This window comes from Ruegeria sp. SAZD011, assembly GCF_059612545.1.
Window position 1 is genome coordinate 1 of the sequence record NZ_JBXWQU010000009.1, and the last position, 21589, is coordinate 21589.

The window sequence follows — 21589 nt, forward strand, 5'->3', positions numbered from 1 at the left end:
CGCCAAACCCTCGTCGCTATAAACACGACCCTTCGGCAATCGACGCCCACGACCACGTCCACTCTTCCATACGCCCGCATCATCCAGCGACATCTGTCAAAACCTCCTGCGGCACACGACATACCACCGCATGCAATATTCTCTATACTCAATTTATTTTCCTGACAGTCAATATGAAATTGGCCCTTTTCTGCATCGGTTCACCCGTTCTGACAGCGCTGTGGCAAGGGTTCGCGCCCAACTCGGAACCGGAACCGTCTGTTTTTTCGCACAATTGGTTCTTTTTGGTTTCTTTGCAGGCAACTCAGCAATCCCAACAAGATACAAAGGGGCAAAAATCTTTCCCTTGGGTAAAAAAGATGTTTGAAAAGTGCCAATTTTGATCCATCATCGCCGCACCGCCGCTCAGATCGCAGTTCTGGTCTGAATTGGCCCACGAGACGCTGGCACTGGTCGCCCGATTGGTCCCCTGAAACGCCAGCCACACCCGGCAAAGCAAGGCCGGAGCCAACTGAGAACCAAGAGGGAAAACAAGATGTCACTGGACATAAGCGCAATACATGCAGAACAGGTTACCCTGAATGCACTGGTGCAGAACCTGCTCTATGCCTCGGGCACGGTCGGGGCCATTCTGGTCGTGGTCGGTCTGCTGCTGATCGACGCGGGCACCGCCCGGCGCAAGAACCTGTTCAATTCGACCATCGAGAAGACGCTGGGATTCTTCCTGGGCTTTGCCACCTATTACGTGATCGGCTTCGGCATCTGGGCGGCGCAGTATTACATCATGGTCGATGCCACCATGACGGATTCGATCAAGGACTGGTGGCTGGGTGGCGGCATGACCAACTCGCTGGCCCATCACGTGGACCCGGCGCTGTTTCCGGGGCTGAACACGTTCCAGATCTTTGTCTTCTTCCTGGCCGTCTTTGCCGGGATCATCAACATCCTGCTGCATTTCTCGGTCTCGGAACGGATGAAGGCCTCGGCCTATTACATCACCTGCGTGGTTGCTGCGGTGGTGTCCTCGGTGCTGAGCTGGGCCACCTGGGGGTCGGTCGGGCCGCTGACCAATGCGGGGTTCCACGACTTCTTTGGCGTCGGCTTCGTCTATCTGTTCCCGGCCGGCATGGCGCTGATCTTTACCCCTAAGCTGGGCGCGCGCCCCGGCATGATGGAGCCGCATGCCCGCGTCTCGGCCTATCTGGCGCCCAGCATCGGGCTGTGCGCTCCGGGTCTGCTGCTGATCTTTGCCGGGCTGCCGATGGTGATCATGTCCTGCCTGTTCTTCTTTGATCCCGAGGCGCTGGCCGTGAGTGTGACCATGGCCGATACCAGCGTCGGTATCGCGCTGAACAACTATGCGCTGGTCTGGGCCGGCGGCGCGGTGACCGGGCTGATCCTGGCCTATCGTTCGGGCAACTATGCCTACACGCTGCTGGGGCCGCTTGCCGGTTACGTGGCGGGCGCATCGGGCTTTGACGTCTACCTGCCCTGGCAGGCCTTCCTGATCGGTCTGGCCGCGCCGTTTGTCGCCTATGCCGTCTACGAGTTCACGCTCAAGCGCGGCATTGACGAGCACAAGCTGTTCCCGCTGTTCCTGGGCTGCGGCACCTTTGGCATGATCGTGCTGGGCGTGTTCAAGGCGGGCACGCCGCGCGGTGGTTACCTGGGCTTTGAAGAGGGCGCCTATGCCTTTCAACATGGCCAGATCTCGCTGGGGATGCAGCTGGTGGGGATCGCGGTCTGCATCGGCGCCGGGGTTGTCACCGCGCTGATCCTGTCGGTGATCCTGGACAAGACCGTTGGCCTGCGGGTGGACGAGCATGACCAGATCGACGGGCTGGACAAGAAGATCTGGGACCTGGAGCCGGATGTGCATACCCATGCCGACAGCATCCCGCGCGCCTGATCTTTGACGCGCCATCAAGGCCCCGGCGGTTGCCGGGGCCTTTTGCTTTGCGCCGCCGCGCTTGTGGTTGGCCGGGCGAATGCCCTAACATAGGGCAGGCAAAGAGCAGCACGCGCGCCGTAACGAGGGCCATATGAACCAGACACTCAAGGCAGAGATGCCGATCGGCCAATCCATCGGCGAAACCGTCCGCATCGTGGCGGATACGCTGTTCGCGCGCATCAGTTCGGGCGAGTATCCGCCGGATTCGCGCCTGCCCAGCGAACGGGCGCTGGCCGCCGAACTGGGCGTGTCGCGCAATACGGTGCGCGAGGCGCTGGATGTGCTGGAAAACCGCGACATGATCCGCCGCCGCCAGGGCAGCGGCAGTTTCGTGACCTATCAGCTGGACAGCAAGGACACCCCTGCCCCCGGCTCGGTCGGCGAACGCACCAGCCCGCTGGACCATCTGATCGTGCGCTCGATCATCGAGCCCGAGATGATCCGGCTGGCGGTGATGAACATGACACCCAAGGAGCTGGACGAATTGGCGCAGACCGTCGCCCGCATCGAATCCGTGCGCGCCGATCAGGCCGAATTCACCCGCTGCGAAGAGGATTTCTATCGCCGGATCGCGCGCTCGACCCGCAATCCGCTGTTGGAATCCTGCTATGAGCTGACCATCGAGGTTTGCCGCCAAAGCTTTCGCACCGCGCTGATGCGCAAGCATCTGACGCCGGACCGCATCCAGAATTACCAGACCCGCTTCAACTCGTTGTTCAACGCCATCGCCACCCGCGATGTCGAGGCGGCGGTCGAGATCACCAAGCTGCATCTGGTGGAAGAGCAGAAACTGTTCCTGCACGAGGGCTGAGCGCGCCGCGGGCGCCTTAGGCTCAGGACCCTGAGCCTAGTCCACCAGATCGCGGGTGGTCAGCCCGGTCTGCGCCTCGCCGGTTTCCAGCCTTTGCTGCCACATCTGGCCCGCCGCCTGCATATGGCGGCGCAACACGTCCTCGTGCTTGTCGAGCCAGGCCGGGATCGAGCCGAATTCGACGATGCGCGCCCGGCCCTCCTGTATGCGGACCACCGGCCAGTCGCCCACCAGCGCGTGGTCGATGCCAAAGATGCTCTCGCCCCACCAGCGGGCCGGGCCAAAGGCATGGGTGACCGGATCCATCTGTTTCATCGTGGCCAGCACCGAGACCGGGTGGACCGAGGCGACCTTTTCGACCGCGGCGTGCCAGATATCGAGGATGGCGACATATTCCCAGCTCACCGCGCTCCAGTTGCCGGGATAGCGGGCGTTGTATTCCTTGAAAAAGGTGCTGGGCCGGTTGAAGAAGAACGCCTTGCGCGCCAGTTTCGGGTCGTCGAAATCGGGAAACTGGAACAACGCGCCTTCCATGAATTCGGTCGAGGTCCGTGCCACCAGACGCTGGTAATTGTCCAGCGTGCAGGACAGGATTTGCCCGGAGAACCCCTTGGCATGGGCATATTCCGTCATCGCATGCACCATCGGCGTGTAACTGGTGCACCAGCACAGCAGATCGGGCTGCGCATCCAGCAGCGGCTGCACGATGGCGGCGACATCGGTCATTTCGGGGTCGTATTCGACCTCTTTCACCACCGGTACACCGGCGGCCTCGAAGGCGGCGCGATAGGTGGCGATCGAGGGCAGGCCCAGCGCATCCTTCTGGCTGCACATGGCCACCCGGCGCAGCTCGGGCCGGTTGCGCGCCAGCCAGTCGACGCCGGTCACGTTATAGATCGGGTGCACCTCGGACGGCGCGATCAGATAGCGGGTATCGGGCGACAGGTCGCTGGGCAACAGGGTCGAGGTCAGCACCTTGTTTTCGGTCAGAAAGCCGCGCAGCGGGGTAAAGGTATCGCCCCCCAGCATCATCAGCAGCTTCACCTGTTCGGTATGGACCAGATGGCGCGCGCCCTCCATCGCGCGCTCGGGGTCATAGCCGCAGTCGAAAGGCACGATGCTGACTGGATAGCGGCGCCCGCCCACCAGGATGCCGCCCGCCCGGTTCAGCCAATCCTCCCACAAACGGCAGCCATGCAGGCCCGGCAGGCCCCATGAGCTGACCGGCCCGGTCAGGGGCGCCAGAAACCCGATCTTGATCGGCTCGCTCATCCCCACCCGGTCCTGCGGGAAGAGAGACGTGACCGCCATGCGATGTGCGAAACTGGAGGATAGCATACCAATTTCTACCACTCCGCCGCGCAATGTCAAAAGGAGTTCTCCTTTATCAGAGGGGAAATTTTATCCCTGCGGTGAAAAATCGTTGACAGACTGGTCCGCGAAAAGCAACATCTGGTTCAGACCAAAAAGAACCAATTGATCCAACCAAGCAGGGAGACCGACATGACCAGCAAACGAGTGGCGATCATCGGCGCGGGACCGTCCGGCCTGGCGCAATTGCGCGCCTTTCAATCCGCCGCCGCCAAGGGCGAGGAGATCCCCGAGATCGTCTGTTTCGAGAAACAGGACAACTGGGGCGGGCTGTGGAACTACACCTGGCGCACCGGGTTGGATGAAAATGGCGAGCCGGTCCATTGCTCGATGTATCGTTACCTGTGGTCGAACGGCCCAAAGGAAGGTCTGGAATTCGCCGACTATTCGTTCGAAGAGCATTTCGGCAAGCAGATCGCGTCCTACCCGCCGCGCGCCGTGCTGTTCGACTATATCGAGGGCCGGGTTCTGAAGGCCAATGTGCGCGACTGGATCCGCTTCAACACCGCCGTGCGCTGGATCGACTACAATGACGAGACCGGCCAGTTCAAGGTCACCGTGCATGACCACACCAAGGACCATGTCTATTCCGAGGAATTCGATCATGTGATCTGTGCCTCGGGCCATTTCTCGACCCCGAACGTGCCCCATTACGAAGGTTTCGAGACCTTCAACGGCCGGCTGGTGCATGCCCACGACTTCCGCGACGCGCGCGAATTCGCGGGCAAGGACATCTTGGTCGTCGGCTCCTCCTACTCGGCCGAGGATATCGGCTCGCAATGCTGGAAATACGGCGCCAAGTCGATCACCTCATGCTATCGTTCGGCGCCCATGGGCTTCAAATGGCCCGACAACTGGGAAGAAAAGCCCGCGCTGGTCAAGGTCGACAAGAACACCGTGTTCTTCTCGGACGGCACCTCGCGCGAGGTGGACGCGATCATCCTGTGCACCGGCTACAAGCATTTCTTCAACTTCCTGCCCGACGATCTGCGCCTGAAGACCGCCAACCGCCTGGCCACCGCCGATCTCTACAAGGGTGTGGCTTATGTCCATAACCCCAAGATGTTCTATCTGGGCATGCAGGACCAGTGGTTCACCTTCAACATGTTCGACGCCCAGGCCTGGTGGGTGCGCGACGCGATCATGGGCAAGATCGACCTGTCCAATGTCACCAAGGAACAGATGCTGGCCGATGTGAAAGAGCGGGAGACCCGCGAAGAGGCCGATGACGACGTCAAATACGCGATCCGCTATCAGGCCGATTACGTCAAGGAACTGGTGGCTGAAACCGACTATCCCAGCTTTGACATCGACGGCGCTTGCGAGGCCTTCTTCCAGTGGAAGAAGCACAAGGCCGAGGACATCATGGCCTTCCGCAACAACAGCTATACCTCGGTGATCACCGGCACGCTGGCCCCGGTCCATCACACCCCGTGGAAAGATGCGCTGGACGACAGCATGGAGGCGTATCTGCGCAACTGACATGTTCGGGGCGGGCTCGAAAACCGCCCCGGACATTCCGGCACCTCTGTTTGCCCGCAGAGGTCGCCACGCTCGCCCGTTCGGCCCATCCGTACCGGCGACACTCCCGCGGCAGGTTCGATTCTGTTCTCCCCGTCTTGCCGCGGGACCCCTTCAGGGCAACGGCCCGGTCAGTTCAGACCCAGCCGCGCCTTCTTGTCATCGGCCCATTTCATGATGACCATGTCAAAGGTCAGCGCCATCAGCGTCACGCAGATGCCCAGAACAAAGTTCTTGCCCAGATCGGTTCCCGCCAGTGTCCGCTGCAGTTCCTGCCCCAGGTCCTGGGTACCGATGAAGGCGGCGATGATGACCATGAAGAACGCGAACATGATCGCCTGGTTGAACCCCACCGCCATGGTCGGCAGCGCCAGAGGCAGTTGCACATTCCACAGTTTCTGCATCCGGGTGGCGCCCGACATGTCGGCGGCCTCGGTCATCTCGTCGGGCACGTTGCGCAGCCCCTCGATCGTGTAGCGCACCAGCGGCACCATGGAAAAGATCAGGATCGACATCACGACCGAGGTCGCGGTGATGCCGAACAGCATGATCGCCGGGATCAGGTAGATGAAGCTGGGAAAGGTCTGCGCCGTATCACAGGCCAAGAGCACCGCATTGGCCGTCTTTTCCTTGCGTGCGGCGAGGATGCCGATGGGCACGCCCAACAGCAGCGCGATACTGACGGCCGCCAGCACCGAATAGAGCGTGATCACCGAGCGATCCCACCAGCCGGTCAGCGCGACAAGGCCAAAGAATACCGCCGCCAGCACCGCCTCGCGCCGCCCCGCCACCAGCAGTGCGGCCGCCGAGACCAACAGAACAAAGGCCACGGTCGGAATACTCAGCATGAAATCGCGCAGCGGGTTCAGCACCCAGATATTCAGCACATAGCGGATCGAATTGGTGATCGACTGCACCAGGTCAATGGCCAGAAAGTTCTTGATCAGCGTGTCGATTTCCTTGCCCTGCGACCAGGATTGCTTGCGTCCGACCTCGGACAGGATCGGCACGACCTGCGCGATCAGGGTAAAGCCGACAAAGGCGCCGATGGCCATCAGCAGGAACTTGTGCCGGATCCAGAAGGGCGTTCCGCGCTCGAAATGCTCGGGCAGCTTGACCACCCAGGCCTTGGACATGCGGTCCAGCGTCACCGCCAGCAGCACGATGGTCACCCCGATCTCGAACGAGCGGCCGATCTTGAAACTGCCCATCATCGCCAGCAGCTTGGCCCCCAGCCCCGGCATGCCGATAAAGGCGGTCAGGACCACCATCGCCAGACACAGCATGATGACCTGGTTGACACCCACCAGGATCTCGGTCCGGGCGGCGGGGATATAGACATGGCGCAGCATCTGCCAGCGGGTGCAGCCGCTCATCTTGCCGGCCTCAACCACTTCGGGGCTGACCTTTTGCAGGCCCAGCGTGGTCATCAGGATCATCGGGGGGATCGCATAGACGGTGGTCGCCACCGCCCCCGCCGTCGGCCCCACTTTGAAGAAGATCACCGCCGGCAAGAGGTAGGTGAAGAACGGCAGCGTCTGCAACACCGCCAGCACCGGGCGCAGCACCGCGTCGAAACCGGGCGATTTCCAGGCCGAGATGCCCAGAACCAGCCCGATGACAAAGGCCAGCGGTGCCGCAACGACCAGCACCGACATGGTCTGCATCGCGATGTCCCATTGCCCGATCATCGCCGTCCAGACAAAGGTGCCCCCCGCCAGCAGCGCCATGCGCCAGCCGCCCAGGTAATAGCCCACCACCGCCGCCATGGCGGCAATCGCGCTCCAGGGGATGGGGCCGATATTGGGCCAGCGCCGCTTGCCGAACAGCAGGTTGGCGGTGGCGTCCAGCACCACCTCGAGCCCGTCGGTCAGCAGACGGGTCAGCGCCAGCAGGCCCAGGTCGTCCTTGACGAAGTTGAAAATCGCGTCGAGCCAGGTTGCAAAGGGCGGAATGATCGCCTCGGGCAGCCGGTGCAGCCATGCGGGCAACAGCCCGGCATAGTGCAGCAGCGTCATCGCCACCGCCAGGCCGATCATGGCCAGACCCAGCGTCTTGCGCGGCAGCGCCGGGGCGGTTGCGGCGGCTTCTGTGGTTGTCGCCGTCATCAGCTTGCCTTCAGCAGGATGTCGAGCGCGCTTTGCCGATCGAGCGCACCGATCACCTGTCCCTTGTCGGCAACCGGGATCAGGTCGCGGCTGTCATTGACCAACAGGCGGGCCAACTGCTGTACCGTGGCCCCGGCCTCGACCGGCTGGCCCTCGCCCGCCACGCCCGCGCGCGCCAGAACACCGGCATGCACCACACGGGCCTTGTCGATCTCTTCGGTGAACTTGGCGACATAGTCGGTGGTCGGGTTCATCACGATCTGGTCGGGCGTGTCGCATTGTTCGACCGCGCCGTCCTTCATGATGGCGATCCGGTCGGCCAGGCGCAGCGCCTCGTCGAAATCATGGGTGATGAAGACGATGGTCTTGCCCAGCATCGCCTGAAGCCGCAGGAACTCGTCCTGCATCTCGCGCCGGATCAGCGGGTCCAGCGCCGAAAACGGCTCGTCCAGGAACCAGATATCGGGTTCGATCGCAAGGCTGCGGGCAATGCCGACGCGCTGCTGCTGGCCGCCGCTCAGCTCGCGCGGGAAATAATCCTCGCGCCCGGCAAGGCCGACCAGTTCGATCACCTCCAGCGCGCGTTTGCGCCGCGTGTGCCGGTCCTGCCCACGCATCTCCAGCGGAAAGGCCACATTGTCCAGCACCGTGCGATGCGGCAACAGGCCAAAGGACTGGAACACCATGCCCATCTTGTTGCGGCGCAGCTCGATCAGATCCTTTTCGCTCAGATCCCCGATGATCTGCCCATCGACCTCGATACTGCCGCCAGTGATCTCGTGCAGGCGCGAGAAACAGCGCACCAGCGTCGACTTGCCCGAGCCAGACAGGCCCATGATCACCAGCATCTCGCCCCGCGCCACATCCAGCGAGACATCCCGCACCCCGGCGATATAGCCGTCGGCGCGGATATCTTCGAACGACCGGCCCGGTTGCAACGTTTTCAGGTAACCGACCGGATCCTTGCCAAATATCTTCCACACATTCCTTGCCGAGATGACAGGACTGCCCATGATCCTCACCTTTCAAGAGAAATGGCTTGTCCGACCGCGTGTGCCGGACAAGCGCGATGGTCTGTCGTTCTCAGGTGAACGGCTCAGCCATCCAGCCAGGGGCGCCAGATATCCTCGTTGGCTTCCAGCCAGGCCTCGGCGGCCTCGTCGGGCTCCATCTCGTCGACATCGACCAGCTTGGCCATCTCGGCGATCTGCGGATTGGTGAAGGAGATACGGGTCAGCACCGCATAGGCATCGGGCCATTTGGCCTCCATCCCCTCCCACGCGGCTTTCTTCAGATAGCCGGTGGCGGGATTGCCGCAGTCATAAAGCGCATCGGGGTTGGGGCCGACCGCGGGGTCCTTGTCGCAGCCATCGACCCATTCGGGGAACTCCACGAACTCGCCCGGCCAGACCGCTTCGGCAAAGTTCGGGGTCCAGTTGAACACCACCACCGGGCGCTTGTCGGCCTCGGCCGCGCCGATCTCGGCCCAGAGTGCCGCAGCCGAACCGGCGTTGATCACCTCGAAGTTCATGCCCAATGCCTCGACCCGCTCCTTGCCATGCTTGAGCCAGTCGACCGGACCGTCCAGATAGCGGCCCTTGTCGCCGGTCTCGGCGGTGGCGAACACGGCGGCGCAGTCATTCAGCGCCTTCCAGTCTGGCAGACCCGGACAGGCGTCCTTGGTCCACATCGGGTACCACCAATCCTCGCGGGTGACGGCGTCATGATCGCCCACATCGACGATGCCGCCCTTTTCCAGCGCGGCGCGGAACGAGGCACCAAAGGCCCCTTCCCACACTTCCAACTCCAGCGTCACATCGCCCAGGCGCACCGATTCATAGACCGCCTGGCTGTCGGTGGTGACATATTCGACCGAGTTGCCCATCTCTTCGAAGATCTGGCCCACTACGTTCGACATAACGATCTGAGAGGACCAGTTATGGATCGGAATCACGATCGGGTCGCTGCTGTCGGCCATCGCAGCCAGCGGAGAGAGCGCCACAACGCCGGTGGCGAGCGCAGTCGTAATTTTCTTCATTTTCATCATTCTCCCTGTTGGGCCGGTATCATTTGCAACGACTTCTCGAAACAATCGCGCGCTTCCGGGCCTGCCATGAGTGTTTCGAAAACTTTACTTTCTGTCAAATATTTTTCACTGCAGTAGAATGTTACATTTTTTGGGACTGAAGCCGATGCCCGGTTTTTGGGCAGTGAACCGCAGGTTGGGCAGTCTCCAAACGGATCGCGGCGCGATGAAGGCATCGCGCCGCAATGTTCAGCAAGAGCATGAAGATGATCGGCCTTGCCGTTGAAATATCATCATTTATCAAGGCAGGGATACGAAGGGCTCAAGAAAGACCTGACGCGTTCTTTTCGTGTCCCGACCGGTCAAACCGGTTGCGCGCCCGGCGCGACCGAGGCCGCCAGCAGGTCTCGGGTATAGGCATGCTCGGCCCGCATCGCGCGCAGGGCCTCGACCCCCATCACCTCGACGATCTCGCCATCCTTCATCACCGCCAGCCGGTCACACATGTGACCGATCACCGCCAGATCGTGACTGACCATCAGATAGGTCAGCTTGTGTTCCTCGCGCAGATCGGTGAGCAGATTGAGGATCTCGGCCTGAACCGAGACATCCAGAGCCGAGGTCGGCTCGTCCAAGAGCAGGATCTCGGGCTCGCCCGCCAACGCGCGGGCAATCGCCACCCGCTGCCGCTGACCGCCCGAGAGCTGGTGCGGATAGCGAAAGCGGAACCGCCCGCCCAGCCCGACATCGTCCAACAGACGCCGCACGCGGGCGTCGATATCGGGGATGCCGTGCAGATGCAGGGTTTCCGACAGGACCTGATCCACCGAATGGCGCGGATGCAGCGAGGCATAGGGGTCCTGAAACACCATCTGCACCTTGCGGAAGAAGGCACGGTCACGCTTGCCGCCCGCCAGTGCCTGACCGTCGATATCGACCCGACCCGACCAGTCGGGCGCCAGCCCGGTGATCGCCCGCAGGATGGTGGACTTGCCCGAGCCACTTTCCCCCACCAGGCCAAAGCTCTCGCCACGCGCCACCGAGAAACTGGCGCCGCGCACCGCGTCGACGCGGTCATGACCATGGCCGAACCAGACATTCAGTCCCTCGATCTCGATCATGCTCATGCCCGGCCTCCGACGCTTGGCGCCTCGGACCAGGCGGGATCGCGGCTCAGCACCTCCAGCTTGGCGCGCGGCTGGTCCAGCCGCGGCAGCGAGTTCAGCAGACCGCGCGTATAGGGATGCGTCGCCTGATGCAGCTTGTCGGCGTCGCAGACCTCGACGATACGGCCCGCATACATGATCAGCACCCGGTCACAGAATTCGGACACCAGATTGAGGTCGTGACTGATGAAGATCAGCCCCATGCCGCGCTGTTTCACCAGATCGTCCATGATGTTCAGCACCTGCCGCTGCACCGACACGTCCAGCGCCGAGGTCGGCTCGTCCGCGATCAGGATCTGCGGGTTGGGGATCAGCATCATCGCGATCATGATCCGCTGGCCCATGCCGCCAGACATCTCGTGCGGATAGGCGCGCATCACCCGTTCGGGGTCGCGGATCGACACCGCATCCAGCATCTCCAGCGAGCGTTTGCGCGCCTCGGCCTTGCCCACCTTGTTATGCAGCAGATAGGCCTCCATGATCTGGTCGCCCACGCGCATCACCGGGTTCAGCGAGAACTTGGGGTCCTGCATCACCATCGAGATGCGTTCACCCCGCACCGCGCGCATGTCCTTTTCGCTCAGATCCAGCAGGTTCTGCCCTTCCAGCGCGATCCGGTCGGCCTCGATCATCCCCGGCGGGCGGATCAGGCGCAGGATGGCGCGACCAGTCATCGACTTGCCCGAGCCGCTTTCGCCCACGATGCCCAGCCGCTCACGCCCCAGCGAGAACGAGATGCCGCGCACCGCCTCGACCACGCCCTGACGGGTGGGGAACTTGACCCACAGGTTTTCCACGTCCAAGAGGCTCATTGACTGCCCTCCTTGGGGTCGAGCACATCGCGCAACCCGTCGCCCAGCAGGTTGAAGGCCAAGCTGACGGTAAAGATCGCCAGCCCCGGCATGGTGGCCACCCACCAGTAATCGAGGATGAAGCGGCGCCCCTCGGAGATCATCGCGCCCCATTCCGGGCTGGGTGGCTGCGCGCCCAGACCGAGAAAGCCCAGACCAGCGGCGGCAAGGATGATCCCCGCCATGTCCAGCGTCACCCGCACGATCAGCGACGAGATGCAGAGCGGCCAGATATGCTTGGTAATGATCCGTACCGGGCTTGCCCCCTGCAGGCGCACCGCGCTGATATAGTCCGAGGCGCGGATGGTCAGAGTCTCGGCCCGCGCCATGCGCGCATAGGGCGGCCAGGCGGTGAGCGAGATCGCCAGCACCGCGTTTTCGATCCCCGCGCCCAGCGCCGCCACAAAGGCCAGCGCCAGCACCAGCCGGGGAAAGGCCAGAAAGATATCGGTGACCCGCATCAGGATCACATCGACCCAGCCGCCGACATAGCCCGCGACGGTTCCCACCAACAGCCCCGCCACAGGCGCGATCAAGGCGACCAGCGCCACGATATAAAGGGTGATACGGCTGCCATAGATCAAGCGGCTCAGGATATCGCGGCCCAGGCTGTCGGTGCCGAACGGGTGGCCGGGGCTGCCCAGCGGCTGCAACCGGTTGCCCAGGTTCTGCACATAGGGATCATGCGGTGCCAGAAAGGGCGCAAACAGCGCCATCAGGACCAATGCGACCAGAATGCCCAGCCCGAACATCGCCATGGTATTGCCGCGCAGGGTCAGCCAGCCCTTGTAAAGGCTGGCCAGCCGCGCATGACGGCGCGAGGTCGGCTCGTCGGTCAAGAGCCATTGCCGCAAGGTGAGTGTTTCGCTCATTTCGCCCTCGGATCGAAGACCCGGTAGAGCAGGTCGGAAAAGAGATTGAGACAGATGAAGATCAGCCCCACCACGACGGTTCCGCCCAGAACGGCGTTCATGTCGGCGCTGAGGAGCGCGGTGGTGATATAGCTGCCGATCCCCGGCCAGCTGAAGATGATCTCGGTCAGCACCGACCCTTCGAGCAGGTTGGCATAGCTCAGCGCGATCACCGTGATCAACTGTACGCGGATGTTGCGAAAGGCATGACCCCAGATCACCTGCCGCTCGGACATGCCCTTGACGCGGGCGGTGGTGATGTATTCCGCCGACAACTGCTCCAGCATGAAGGATCGCGTCATGCGGCTGATATAGGCCAGCGAGTAATAGCCCAGCAGGGTCGCAGGCAGGATGATATGGGAAAAGGCGTTGCGGAACACGCCCCATTCTCCGGCGATGGCACTGTCGATCAGGATCATGCCGGTACGCGAGGGCACGATGTCCTGGTAAAAGATATCGAGCCGCCCCGGCCCGCCGACCCAGCCCAGCACGCCGTAAAACACCAGCAGACCCATCAGGCCCAGCCAGAAGATCGGCATCGAATAGCCCACCAGCGCCACGACACGGGCGATCTGGTCGATCCAGCTGCCCCGGCGCACGGCGGCGATGACGCCGAGCGGCACCCCAAGCAGCACGCCGATCAGCGTGCCCAGCGTGGCCAGTTCCAGCGTGGCGGGAAAGACGCGGGCGATATCCTCGGAGACCGGGCGCGCGTTCAGCAGCGACATGCCGAAATCGCCATGCAGCACATCCCAGAGGTAATAGAGAAACTGCACCAACAGCGGCTTGTCGAGGCCAAGCTGCTCGTAAACCGCGTCATAGGTGGATTGGCTGGCGCGTTCGCCCACAATCGCCAGCACCGGGTCGATCGGCATGACCCGACCAATGACGAAGGTGACGAAGAGCAGCCCCAGCATGGTGATCGAGACCGACCCCAATGCCACCAGGACCCCCTTCAACCAAGGGGCGAGAGACGCGCGAACGCGCCTCTCGCGAGTGTTTTCCGTCAGCGCCATTTACTTGGTGACTTGCCAGTAGGACGCCGAGGTGATGGCCTGCCCGGTCGAGAAGTTCATCACGTTGTCGCGCTGCGCCGATTGCTCGATCTGCTGGAACATGACGACAAAGGGCGAGGTTTCGCGGAACTCGGCCTGGATCTCGTCATACATCTTGGCGCGGATGTCGCGATCGTTCTCGATGACCGCTGCGGCGGTCTTTTCGGTCAGCCCGCCGGTGTCCCAGCTGTTGCGCCATGCCAGGAGGCCGGTGGCCTGGGCCGCGTCGGAATTGTCCGGGTTATAGGCAAAGGTACCCGCATTGGTGTGCGGATCGGGATAGTCCGGTCCCCAGGCGCCCAGATAGACATCCAGTTCCCGCGCGCGGTAGCGGCCGAGGATCTGCTTGGCCGTACCGATGGTGATGTTCATCTTGATCCCCACCTGCCCCAGCGAGTTCTGCAGCGACTGGGCGATCTCGATGCGTTCCTGCGCCTCGCGCACGCCGACCTCGATCTCCATGCCTTCGGGGATGCCTGCCTCGGCCAAGAGCGCCTTGGCCTTTTCCACGTCATAGGTGAACGGCGCGGCATCCGAGGCCCCCAGATAGGTCTGCGGCAGGAAGTTCTGGTGGATCGTATACTGACCGCTGAGGAAGCTGTTCTTCATCCCTTCGTAATCGATCAGGTACTTGAAGGCCTGCCGCACCTGCGGCTTGCTGAGTTCGGGGTGCTTCTGGCTGAGCGAGACATACATCAGCCGCCCCTTCAGCTCTTCCTCGACCTTGACGCCCTCGGCATCGCGAACGCCCGCGATATCCTCGGGGTTGAGGTTGCGGGCGATGTCGATATCGCCACGCTCCAGCAGCAGACGCTGGCTGGCGCTTTCCTGCACGTGGCGCACGATCACGCGCTCCATCGCCGGGGCGCCCCGGTAATAATCGGGGTTCGACTGGATGGTCACGCTTTCATTGGGCTTCCAGCTGACCAGCTTGTAGGCGCCCGACCCGGCGGTGTTGGTCTTGAGCCAGGTATTGCCCATGTCGCCATCCTGCTCGTTGGCCATGACGACTTCCTTGTCGACAATGCCGCCGATCGTGGCCGTCAGACAGTTCAGCACGAACGAGGTCGCATAGGGCTGGTCGGTGGTGATGGTGACCGTGTTGCCTTCGGCCTTGATGGTCTCGGCCACGTTCTCGGCGGTAAAGCCGAACTGGGTCAGGATGAATGCGGGCGTCTTGTTCAGGATCACCGCCCGTTGCAACGAGAATTCCACATCCTCGGCGCGCACCGGGTTACCGGAATGGAATTTCAGCCCCTCGCGGATGGTAAAGGTGATCGAGCGCTTGTCCTCGCTCACCGTCCAGCTTTCGGCGATCTCGGGCTGATAACCCGCCTTCAGGTTCATCGGATCGAAGTTGACCAGTTTCATATAGACATTGCGGCTGACATCCGAGCCCGCGAATTCAAAGCTCTCGGCCGGATCCAGCGTGGTGATATCGTCGATCCGGTTCGCGATCACCAGCATGTTGGGCGGCGTTTCGGCCTGTGCCATCGGCACCGGAGCGGTCATCACGACGGCCGCGCCCAGCACGGCGGTCGATAGAAGTCGGTTCAAAGCATTCATTTTCTCTTTTCCTCTCCTGTTGTCTTGGTCTTGGTCAATTCTTGCGGTGGTCATGCGCCCCAGGTGCGTTCCAGCACGCGCAGCCAGTTGTCACGGCAGAGCTTGTCGATCAGCGCCGTGCCATACCCGTGATCGGCCATGGCCTGGCGCAGCACCGGCAGATCGGCAACCGTGGTCAACGCCTCGGGCACGATGGCACCGTCGTAATCCGAACCGAGGCCAACCCGGTCCTCGCCCAGGATACCCATCATGTGATCGAGATGGCGCAACATGGTCTCGAGCGGCACATCGCTCAGCTTGCGCCCGTCTTCGCGCAGAAAGGCCACTGCGAAATTCAACCCCACCATCCCGTCGCTCTCGGCAATCGCGCGCAGCTGATCATCGGTCAGGTTGCGCGAGATGGGACAGATGGCATGGGCATTGGAATGGGTCGCCACCAGCGGTTTGTCCGAATGGCGGGCAACATCCCAGAACCCTGCCGCATTCATGTGCGACAGGTCGATCAGAATGCCCAACTGATTGCAGCGCCGCACCAGCCGGATGCCGTGATCGGTCAGCCCAGGCCCGATATCCGGCCCCGAGGGGAAACGGAACGGCACCCCATGACCAAAGATCGTGTTGCGGCTCCAGACCGGACCCAGCGAGCGCAATCCAGCGGCGTGCAGCACGTCCAGCATGTGCAGGTCCGGGTCGATCCCCTCGGCCCCTTCGATGTGAAAGATGGCGGCAATCCGGCCCGCCGCCAACGCCGCGCGCATCTCGGCCACGCTGCGGCAGACGCTCAACGCGCCCTGGCGTTCCAGCTCGAACAGGATCGCCGCCTGGCTCAGCACCACCGGCAGCGCGTCCTCCCAGTCGATCGGTTCGGGCAGAGGCAGGTCATAGCTGGCATTGGTCATCTCGGCATCGCGGGCTTCGCGATCCATCGGCGAGGGCACGTAGACCGCAAAGAAGCCGCCGCCAAAACCACCCGCCCGCGCCTTGGGCAGGTCGAGCGCGCCGTCGCGCCCGGTCAGGAACGCGCCTGCCTGTGCCAGCCCACCCGCGCGATACAGCTTGAGCAGGACATCGTTATGCCCGTCGATGATCGCCGGATGCGTTGCCGGCATGGTGCCCCTCCCCCGATGGCGGTTGCCGGGATGATAGAGGAGAAATTTGCATGGCAGAGTGAAAAATGTATGAGTTGGACTCATAGAGCTAGTCTGAATCTGAGACCACCCCATGGCCAAACCGAAATCATGGCATTCGCTGCCCGAATATTTCGCCCTGCGCGCGCTGATGCAGACCGGCACCACCACCGGCGCCGCGCATCAGCTGGGCCTGTCGCAATCGGCCATCAGCCGCTCGGTCGCCAGCCTGGAGAACCGGCTGGGCACGGCCCTGTTCGAGCGCGAGGCGGGTCGGCTGCGCCCGACGCAAGAGGCGGTGCGGCTGAACCTGCGCCTCGACCCGCTGTTCGAGGCGCTCGACCGGATCGACGGGCAGACCGAACCGGTGCGCGAAACCCTGCGCCTGATCGCCCCACCCTCTTATGCGCACCGTTTCCTGGTGGCGCAGATCAGCAGTTTCCTGGACATGAACCCGGCCTTTTTCGTCAGTTTCGAGGTCAATACCTCGGACGAGGTGACACGCGGCATTCTGGACGACCGTTTTGACCTTGGCATCAGCGGGGTCGAGCAGAGCCGCGCGGGGGTCAAGACCATGCCCTATCGGGTATCGGGCGCGGTCTGTGCCATGCCGACGGATCACCCGCTGGCAATGCGTGATCGGGTCGGGCCGGCCGATCTGCACGGGCAGGACATGATCGCGCTGACCCGCCGTCACGTGCGGCGCGGGCAGCTGGAACGGTTGCTGCACCAGGCCCGTGCCACGCCGCGCATCGTGGCCGAGGTTTCGACCTCTTTCGCCGCCGCCGACCTGGCAAGGGAGGGTTTGGGGCTGACCGTGATCAACCCCTTTCCGATCTACCATTACCGCGCCGGGGATTTGGCCTTTGTGCCCTTTGCCTCGGACCTGGAATACCGCAGCTATTTCCTTGTGTCCGAGACCCGGCCGATGACAAGGCCCGCCCGCGCCTTCATGCGGCATCTGCGGCTCAACACACCGCCCGACCCGTTTTCGCGCAAGGCCTGAGCCGGCCCCGGCTCAGACGTCGGCCCGCACAGTCTGGCGCTGCTGGCCCAGCCCCTCGATGCGCAGCTCCATCACGTCGCCCGGTTTGAGGTAGACCGGCGCGGGTTTCATCCCCATGCCGACACCGGGCGGCGTGCCGGTCGAGATCACGTCGCCCGGATGCAAAGTGAACAGCTGGCTCAGATGCGCGATGATCTGCGGCACGCCAAAGATCATGGTGCCGGTGGTCCCGGTCTGCATCCGCTTGCCGTTCACCTCCAGCGAGAGGCCCAGAGCCTGCGGGTCCGGCACCTCGTCCCGGGTGACCATCCAGGGGCCGGTAGGGCCGAAGGTGTCGCAGGACTTGCCCTTGGTCCATTGCCCGCTGAGCGCGGTCTGAAACTGCCGCTCGCTGACATCGTTGACGATGCAATAGCCCGCCACATGATCCAGCGCCTCGGCCTCGGTGACATATTTCGCGGTCTTGCCGATCACCACACCCAGCTCGACCTCCCAGTCGGTGCTGGTCGAGCCGCGCGGGATCACCACATCGTCATTCGGGCCGACAACGGCGGAGTTGGCCTTGAGGAACAGGATCGGATGGGCCGGGATGTCGGCACCGATCTCGGCCGCGTGATCGTGGTAATTGAGGCCGATGCAGAGGAACTTGCCAATGCCGCCGACACAGGGGCCCAGCCGGGTGGTGCCGGATACGAGCGGCAGCGAGGCCGGATCAAGCGCCCGCAGCCGGTCAAGCGCGGCATCACCCAGCACGTCGCCGGTGATATCGTCGACATGATCCGACAGGTCGCGAATGTTGCCCTCGGCGTCCAGCAGTCCGGGCTTCTCGGCTCCCGGAGCCCCATGGCGCAGCAGTTTCATGAACTCTCTCCCGATCTTGTGTCACCCGACGCGCGGGCCTGGCGGAACAAAAGTCTGAAATCAGACTTTTGCCAAGACTTTTACTTAAAAGTCTTGGCCGCCCGGGTCGAGAGGCCGCACCTTCGGCGACCGGGCAATTGGACCCGCGCCCCTGTGTCGTGCCTCAGGACGGCCGAAGGCGAAGCACCGCATCGACGGCGGTTGCGGTCTGGGTGCCGACAATGACCGGGTTGCTCTCGATCTCGTCCAGCGTGTCACGCAAATCCCAGGCCATACGCGACAGGGCAGCGGCCGCCTCGCCCAGAGCGGTTGCCGCCAGAACCGGTTGCCCCCGGTACCCCGCCAACAGCCTTGCGGCGCGCAGACCGGCAATTGCGCTTGCGGCCTCGTCGGGCGTGAACGGCGCCATCAGCAGAACGTCCTCTCCGAGGAGATCCACGAACAGACCGCCCGGTGCGATCCGCACGGCCGGGCCGAAATCGGGATCGTTGACCGCCCCCAGCGACCACTCCATGCCGGGGTCGACCATCCGCGCCACCAGCACCGGCCCGTCGAACCGCTCCGCCAGATCCTCATAAGCGGCGGCGACCGCGTCGGGCGTTGCCAGCCCTGTCTGCACCCCACCCAGATCGGACTTGTGTGACAGGCCCCCTTGGGTGGTTTTCAGAACAACGCTGCCACCGATCCGCCGGGCGGCGTGCACCGCCTCATCCCGAGACGCGGCCAGCATATGCGAAGGACAGGCAATGCCATAATCGGCGAACAGCGCGTATCCCTCGGCCTCGCCGATCCAGTCGCGACCGGCAAGCTTGGCGCGCCATGCCCCGGCACGCGGGTGCGGCATGGCGGGCGGACGAAACCGCGCGACAGGGCCATGATCGTGCAACGCGCGCACCGCCGACATCGCGTTCTGCATCCCGCTGAGCAGGGGAATACCCAGATCGGCGAAATGCGCGGCGATGGCGCGGTCATCGCTGCCCGAGAAGTTCGAGACCGCAGCCAGCGGCTTATCGGTCTGCCGGTAAGCCTCGGCCAGCGCCCGGCCGTGCATTTCGTGCAGGTAGTAATTGCCGCGCCAGTTCAGCACGTAAAGCCCGGTGCCAACGCCGGGATCGGCCATCATGGCGGCAACGGACCGGGTATAGGTCTCTTGCGCGCCCTGCCCCGTCCCCCACGCATCCAGCGGATTGTCGGCGGCAATCCCCGGCTCCAGCACCGACTGAATGCGGGCTCGGGTCTCGGGCGCAAGCGAGGCGTATGACAGGCCATGATCCTCGGCCAAGTCCGCCATCAGTTCGCGCTCGCCACCGGAATCGTGGATCGAGGCGATGCCCGGGGCAGTGGCCCGCCTGCCTTGCGCAAACAGCGCCAGCATCGCCGCCATCTCGTCGACCGAGCCGGCCATGTGCCCGCCAAGCCGCCGCACCAGCGCGCGGAACAGGGCATCGTCGCCCACCAGCGCGCCGGTATGCGAGATCGCCATGCGCGCACTCAGCGCCGATCGCCCGACCTTGAGGATCACCACCGGCAGGTCGCGCGCCGCTGCCGCCTCCATCGCCGCTATGAAACCGAGCGGGTCACGCACGGTTTCCAGGAACAGGCCGACCACTCGGGTCTGGGGCTGGTCAATCATCCAGTGCAGGTAATCGGCGGCGGTGGTCACCGTCTCGGAGCCGGTGCTGACCGCCTGCGAAAACCGCAGCCGCCGGTCGTTGTTCATCAACGCCCCAAGGATCGAGCCCGATTGCGCAATCAACCCGATACCGCCCGGTTTCAGATCCAGCGGTACCGGAAAGGGTGTTACCCGCAGACCATGGGTCAGGTTGTGAAACCCCATGCTGTTGGGTCCGCAAAGCGCGGCGCCAGCCGCACGGACCCGGTCGCCGATGCGGCGGCGCATCTCTGGATCGGGACATTCCGAAAACAGGGTTAACGCCCGCGCGCCCGTGGCAAGAGCGGCATCAACAGCGGCCTCTACCCGTTCGGTTGCCAACGACAGGACCACATGTTCGGGTACATCCGGCAGATCGGCCAGCGCGGCGGCGATCCGCCCGCCCGACTGTGCCGCAAGCCGAGGATTGACCCGCAGGATGGGGCCGGAGAACCCGCCGCCGCTCAGCATCCGGTCCAGCGCATGGCCATAGGAGTCGGGTCGGTCGGACACCCCGACAAGGGCGATGCTTTGCGGCGCCAGCAGCGCATCCATGGCCGATCTCGGTAATGTCTGGTCCTGCACTGGACTGCCTCATCGAAGTCTCACGAGGCAGTTTGGAGGCAATGGGCCGGCAGGTGAAATTCCGAATTGGAAACGAGCGATTTACCCGGCTTATACCGTATCGCCGACCGGCAAAACCGCCCGTGCCGCCATCTCGTCGCGGATCAGCTGGATAAGGGCCCTTGCGGGCACCGACAGCTCTGCCCCCGCCTTGACGATCAGGGCGGTGTCATAGGTGATTTCGGGCACAAAAGGCCGCCAGCAAACGCCATCTTGCAAGGGCAGGCAGCCGTTCAGCGCATCGACAATCGCGACCCCCGCCCCCTCGGCCACCATCCGGCGCACCACCGCAAAGAAGAATCCATGCACAGGGGCGGCGATCTCGAAACCCGCCTCGGCACAGACCCCGCGTAACTGCCGGTCGACCTGATTGCTGTCCTGAATGCCAATCAGGCGCTGATCCACCAGGTCGCCGGGCGTGATACAGTCCTTGGCCGCCAGCGGCGAACCTGCCGGAAAGATGCAGACGCAGGGCAGGGAAAACGGCTCCACTTCCAGCGACGGCGCGGCAACCGGCGCCTCGACCAGGCCTATGTCACATTGCCCGTTGCTCACCAGATACGCGATCTGGGTTGAACTGCGCACCCGCAGGTCGATCTCGACCTTTGGGTTTTCGGCGGTGTAGCGCGCCACCAACTGCGGCAACAGGCCAAAGGCCGAGGCGCCCAGCGCCCCGATCCGCAACAGCCCCGCCCCACCCTGCCTGATCAGGCGCGCCCGGTTGGCAAACTGCTCGACCGCAAGGATCGACAGTTCCGCATCCATATGCAGCAGATAGGCCTCGGGGCGCGGTGCGAAATGGCCCTTGGATCGATGGAACAGGGGAAAGCCCAGCATATCCTCGAGCCGCGAGAGCGCGATGCTGATGGCGGGCTGGGTCAGGTGCAGCCGATCCGCCGCCTTCGAGACGGAGCCCTCTTCCATCACAGCATGGAATACTTCGAGATGGCGCAACTTCAGATGCATGGCGCAACTATAAGAAA

18 protein-coding genes are annotated in these 21589 nt (G+C 63.3%); 5 read left to right on the forward strand and 13 right to left on the reverse strand.

Features of this window, described 5'->3' with window-relative positions; all coding sequences use genetic code 11:
• The 3 genes from AC2FLM_RS01265 to AC2FLM_RS01275 form a co-directional block, all read left to right on the forward strand.
• On the forward strand, nucleotides 1-383 hold a 383-nt coding region (locus tag AC2FLM_RS01265; RefSeq protein WP_496854942.1), incomplete at its 5' end, for a hypothetical protein.
• 152 nt (nucleotides 384-535) lie between these two features.
• Nucleotides 536-1909, forward strand: coding sequence for an ammonium transporter (locus AC2FLM_RS01270; RefSeq protein WP_496854944.1), 1374 nt, complete (start codon nucleotides 536-538; stop codon nucleotides 1907-1909).
• A gap of 133 nt (nucleotides 1910-2042) precedes the next feature.
• On the forward strand, nucleotides 2043-2762 hold the full coding sequence (locus AC2FLM_RS01275) for a FadR/GntR family transcriptional regulator (protein ID WP_234138067.1): 720 nt from the start codon (nucleotides 2043-2045) through the stop codon (nucleotides 2760-2762).
• A 36-nt stretch (nucleotides 2763-2798) separates the two neighbouring features.
• Here the strand turns inward: AC2FLM_RS01275 and AC2FLM_RS01280 are convergent, their stop codons facing one another.
• Complete coding sequence (locus AC2FLM_RS01280) at nucleotides 2799-4100, reverse strand: ABC transporter substrate-binding protein (protein ID WP_496854946.1); 1302 nt, start codon at nucleotides 4098-4100, stop codon at nucleotides 2799-2801.
• A 165-nt stretch (nucleotides 4101-4265) separates the two neighbouring features.
• Between AC2FLM_RS01280 and AC2FLM_RS01285 the strand changes: the two genes are divergently transcribed.
• Entirely contained in the window at nucleotides 4266-5615 is a 1350-nt protein-coding gene (locus AC2FLM_RS01285; RefSeq protein ID WP_234145537.1) for a trimethylamine monooxygenase, read from the forward strand.
• Between the two features lie 170 nt (nucleotides 5616-5785).
• On the opposite strand, the gene AC2FLM_RS01290 is transcribed toward AC2FLM_RS01285, so the two are convergent.
• From AC2FLM_RS01290 to AC2FLM_RS01330, 9 genes are all read right to left on the reverse strand, one after another.
• Nucleotides 5786-7762 carry an ABC transporter permease gene (locus AC2FLM_RS01290; RefSeq protein WP_496854948.1) on the reverse strand — a complete coding sequence of 659 codons (1977 nt, stop codon included), beginning with the start codon at nucleotides 7760-7762 and terminating at the stop codon, nucleotides 5786-5788.
• Complete coding sequence (locus AC2FLM_RS01295; RefSeq protein WP_496854950.1) at nucleotides 7762-8775, reverse strand: quaternary amine ABC transporter ATP-binding protein; 1014 nt, start codon at nucleotides 8773-8775, stop codon at nucleotides 7762-7764. The genes AC2FLM_RS01290 and AC2FLM_RS01295 overlap by 1 nt, the downstream gene beginning before the upstream one ends.
• Nucleotides 8776-8858: 83 nt before the next feature.
• Nucleotides 8859-9800: an ABC transporter substrate-binding protein gene (locus tag AC2FLM_RS01300; RefSeq protein ID WP_234145535.1), complete on the reverse strand. Its 942-nt coding sequence runs from the start codon at nucleotides 9798-9800 to the stop codon at nucleotides 8859-8861.
• Nucleotides 9801-10150: 350 nt separating this feature from the next.
• The gene (locus AC2FLM_RS01305) at nucleotides 10151-10915 is read right to left on the reverse strand and encodes an ABC transporter ATP-binding protein (RefSeq protein WP_496854953.1); all 765 of its coding nucleotides are present in this window, start codon (nucleotides 10913-10915) and stop codon (nucleotides 10151-10153) included.
• Complete coding sequence (locus tag AC2FLM_RS01310) at nucleotides 10912-11766, reverse strand: ABC transporter ATP-binding protein (RefSeq protein ID WP_496854955.1); 855 nt, start codon at nucleotides 11764-11766, stop codon at nucleotides 10912-10914. The genes AC2FLM_RS01305 and AC2FLM_RS01310 overlap by 4 nt, the downstream gene beginning before the upstream one ends.
• A complete protein-coding gene (nikC, locus tag AC2FLM_RS01315) occupies nucleotides 11763-12677 on the reverse strand; it encodes a nickel transporter permease (RefSeq protein ID WP_496854957.1) in 915 nt (304 codons plus the stop codon). The genes AC2FLM_RS01310 and nikC overlap by 4 nt, the downstream gene beginning before the upstream one ends.
• Nucleotides 12674-13732: an ABC transporter permease gene (locus AC2FLM_RS01320; protein WP_496854959.1), complete on the reverse strand. Its 1059-nt coding sequence runs from the start codon at nucleotides 13730-13732 to the stop codon at nucleotides 12674-12676. The genes nikC and AC2FLM_RS01320 overlap by 4 nt, the downstream gene beginning before the upstream one ends.
• Complete coding sequence (locus AC2FLM_RS01325; protein WP_234218492.1) at nucleotides 13733-15337, reverse strand: ABC transporter substrate-binding protein; 1605 nt, start codon at nucleotides 15335-15337, stop codon at nucleotides 13733-13735.
• Nucleotides 15338-15387: 50 nt separating this feature from the next.
• Nucleotides 15388-16446, reverse strand: a complete 1059-nt coding sequence (locus tag AC2FLM_RS01330; RefSeq protein WP_496854961.1) for a dipeptidase — start codon at nucleotides 16444-16446, stop codon at nucleotides 15388-15390.
• A gap of 112 nt (nucleotides 16447-16558) precedes the next feature.
• On the opposite strand from AC2FLM_RS01330, the gene AC2FLM_RS01335 reads away from it, so the two are divergent.
• On the forward strand, nucleotides 16559-17470 hold the full coding sequence (locus AC2FLM_RS01335) for a LysR substrate-binding domain-containing protein (RefSeq protein ID WP_496854963.1): 912 nt from the start codon (nucleotides 16559-16561) through the stop codon (nucleotides 17468-17470).
• A gap of 12 nt (nucleotides 17471-17482) precedes the next feature.
• Here the strand turns inward: AC2FLM_RS01335 and AC2FLM_RS01340 are convergent, their stop codons facing one another.
• The 3 genes from AC2FLM_RS01340 to AC2FLM_RS01350 form a co-directional block, all read right to left on the reverse strand.
• Nucleotides 17483-18331: a fumarylacetoacetate hydrolase family protein gene (locus AC2FLM_RS01340; RefSeq protein ID WP_496854965.1), complete on the reverse strand. Its 849-nt coding sequence runs from the start codon at nucleotides 18329-18331 to the stop codon at nucleotides 17483-17485.
• Between the two features lie 163 nt (nucleotides 18332-18494).
• A complete protein-coding gene (locus tag AC2FLM_RS01345; protein ID WP_496854967.1) occupies nucleotides 18495-20537 on the reverse strand; it encodes an acetate--CoA ligase family protein in 2043 nt (680 codons plus the stop codon).
• Nucleotides 20538-20657: 120 nt separating this feature from the next.
• Nucleotides 20658-21572 (reverse strand): LysR substrate-binding domain-containing protein, encoded by a 915-nt coding sequence (locus AC2FLM_RS01350; RefSeq protein WP_234145527.1) that lies wholly within the window; start codon nucleotides 21570-21572, stop codon nucleotides 20658-20660.
• Nucleotides 21573-21589 lie beyond the last annotated feature (17 nt).

What these genes read in the sequence shown, in the direction of transcription:
- AC2FLM_RS01270 (WP_496854944.1), top strand. Translation starts at nt 536, where the DNA reads ATGTCACTGGACATAAGCGCAATACATGCAGAACAGGTTACCCTGAAT.
- AC2FLM_RS01275 (WP_234138067.1), top strand. Translation starts at nt 2,043, where the DNA reads ATGAACCAGACACTCAAGGCAGAGATGCCGATCGGCCAATCCATCGGC.
- AC2FLM_RS01280 (WP_496854946.1), bottom strand. Translation starts at nt 4,100, where the DNA reads ATGCTATCCTCCAGTTTCGCACATCGCATGGCGGTCACGTCTCTCTTC.
- AC2FLM_RS01285 (WP_234145537.1), top strand. Translation starts at nt 4,266, where the DNA reads ATGACCAGCAAACGAGTGGCGATCATCGGCGCGGGACCGTCCGGCCTG.
- AC2FLM_RS01290 (WP_496854948.1), bottom strand. Translation starts at nt 7,762, where the DNA reads ATGACGGCGACAACCACAGAAGCCGCCGCAACCGCCCCGGCGCTGCCG.
- AC2FLM_RS01295 (WP_496854950.1), bottom strand. Translation starts at nt 8,775, where the DNA reads ATGGGCAGTCCTGTCATCTCGGCAAGGAATGTGTGGAAGATATTTGGC.
- AC2FLM_RS01300 (WP_234145535.1), bottom strand. Translation starts at nt 9,800, where the DNA reads ATGAAGAAAATTACGACTGCGCTCGCCACCGGCGTTGTGGCGCTCTCT.
- AC2FLM_RS01305 (WP_496854953.1), bottom strand. Translation starts at nt 10,915, where the DNA reads ATGAGCATGATCGAGATCGAGGGACTGAATGTCTGGTTCGGCCATGGT.
- AC2FLM_RS01310 (WP_496854955.1), bottom strand. Translation starts at nt 11,766, where the DNA reads ATGAGCCTCTTGGACGTGGAAAACCTGTGGGTCAAGTTCCCCACCCGT.
- nikC (WP_496854957.1), bottom strand. Translation starts at nt 12,677, where the DNA reads ATGAGCGAAACACTCACCTTGCGGCAATGGCTCTTGACCGACGAGCCG.
- AC2FLM_RS01320 (WP_496854959.1), bottom strand. Translation starts at nt 13,732, where the DNA reads ATGGCGCTGACGGAAAACACTCGCGAGAGGCGCGTTCGCGCGTCTCTC.
- AC2FLM_RS01325 (WP_234218492.1), bottom strand. Translation starts at nt 15,337, where the DNA reads ATGAATGCTTTGAACCGACTTCTATCGACCGCCGTGCTGGGCGCGGCC.
- AC2FLM_RS01330 (WP_496854961.1), bottom strand. Translation starts at nt 16,446, where the DNA reads ATGCCGGCAACGCATCCGGCGATCATCGACGGGCATAACGATGTCCTG.
- AC2FLM_RS01335 (WP_496854963.1), top strand. Translation starts at nt 16,559, where the DNA reads ATGGCCAAACCGAAATCATGGCATTCGCTGCCCGAATATTTCGCCCTG.
- AC2FLM_RS01340 (WP_496854965.1), bottom strand. Translation starts at nt 18,331, where the DNA reads ATGAAACTGCTGCGCCATGGGGCTCCGGGAGCCGAGAAGCCCGGACTG.
- AC2FLM_RS01345 (WP_496854967.1), bottom strand. Translation starts at nt 20,537, where the DNA reads ATGGATGCGCTGCTGGCGCCGCAAAGCATCGCCCTTGTCGGGGTGTCC.
- AC2FLM_RS01350 (WP_234145527.1), bottom strand. Translation starts at nt 21,572, where the DNA reads ATGCATCTGAAGTTGCGCCATCTCGAAGTATTCCATGCTGTGATGGAA.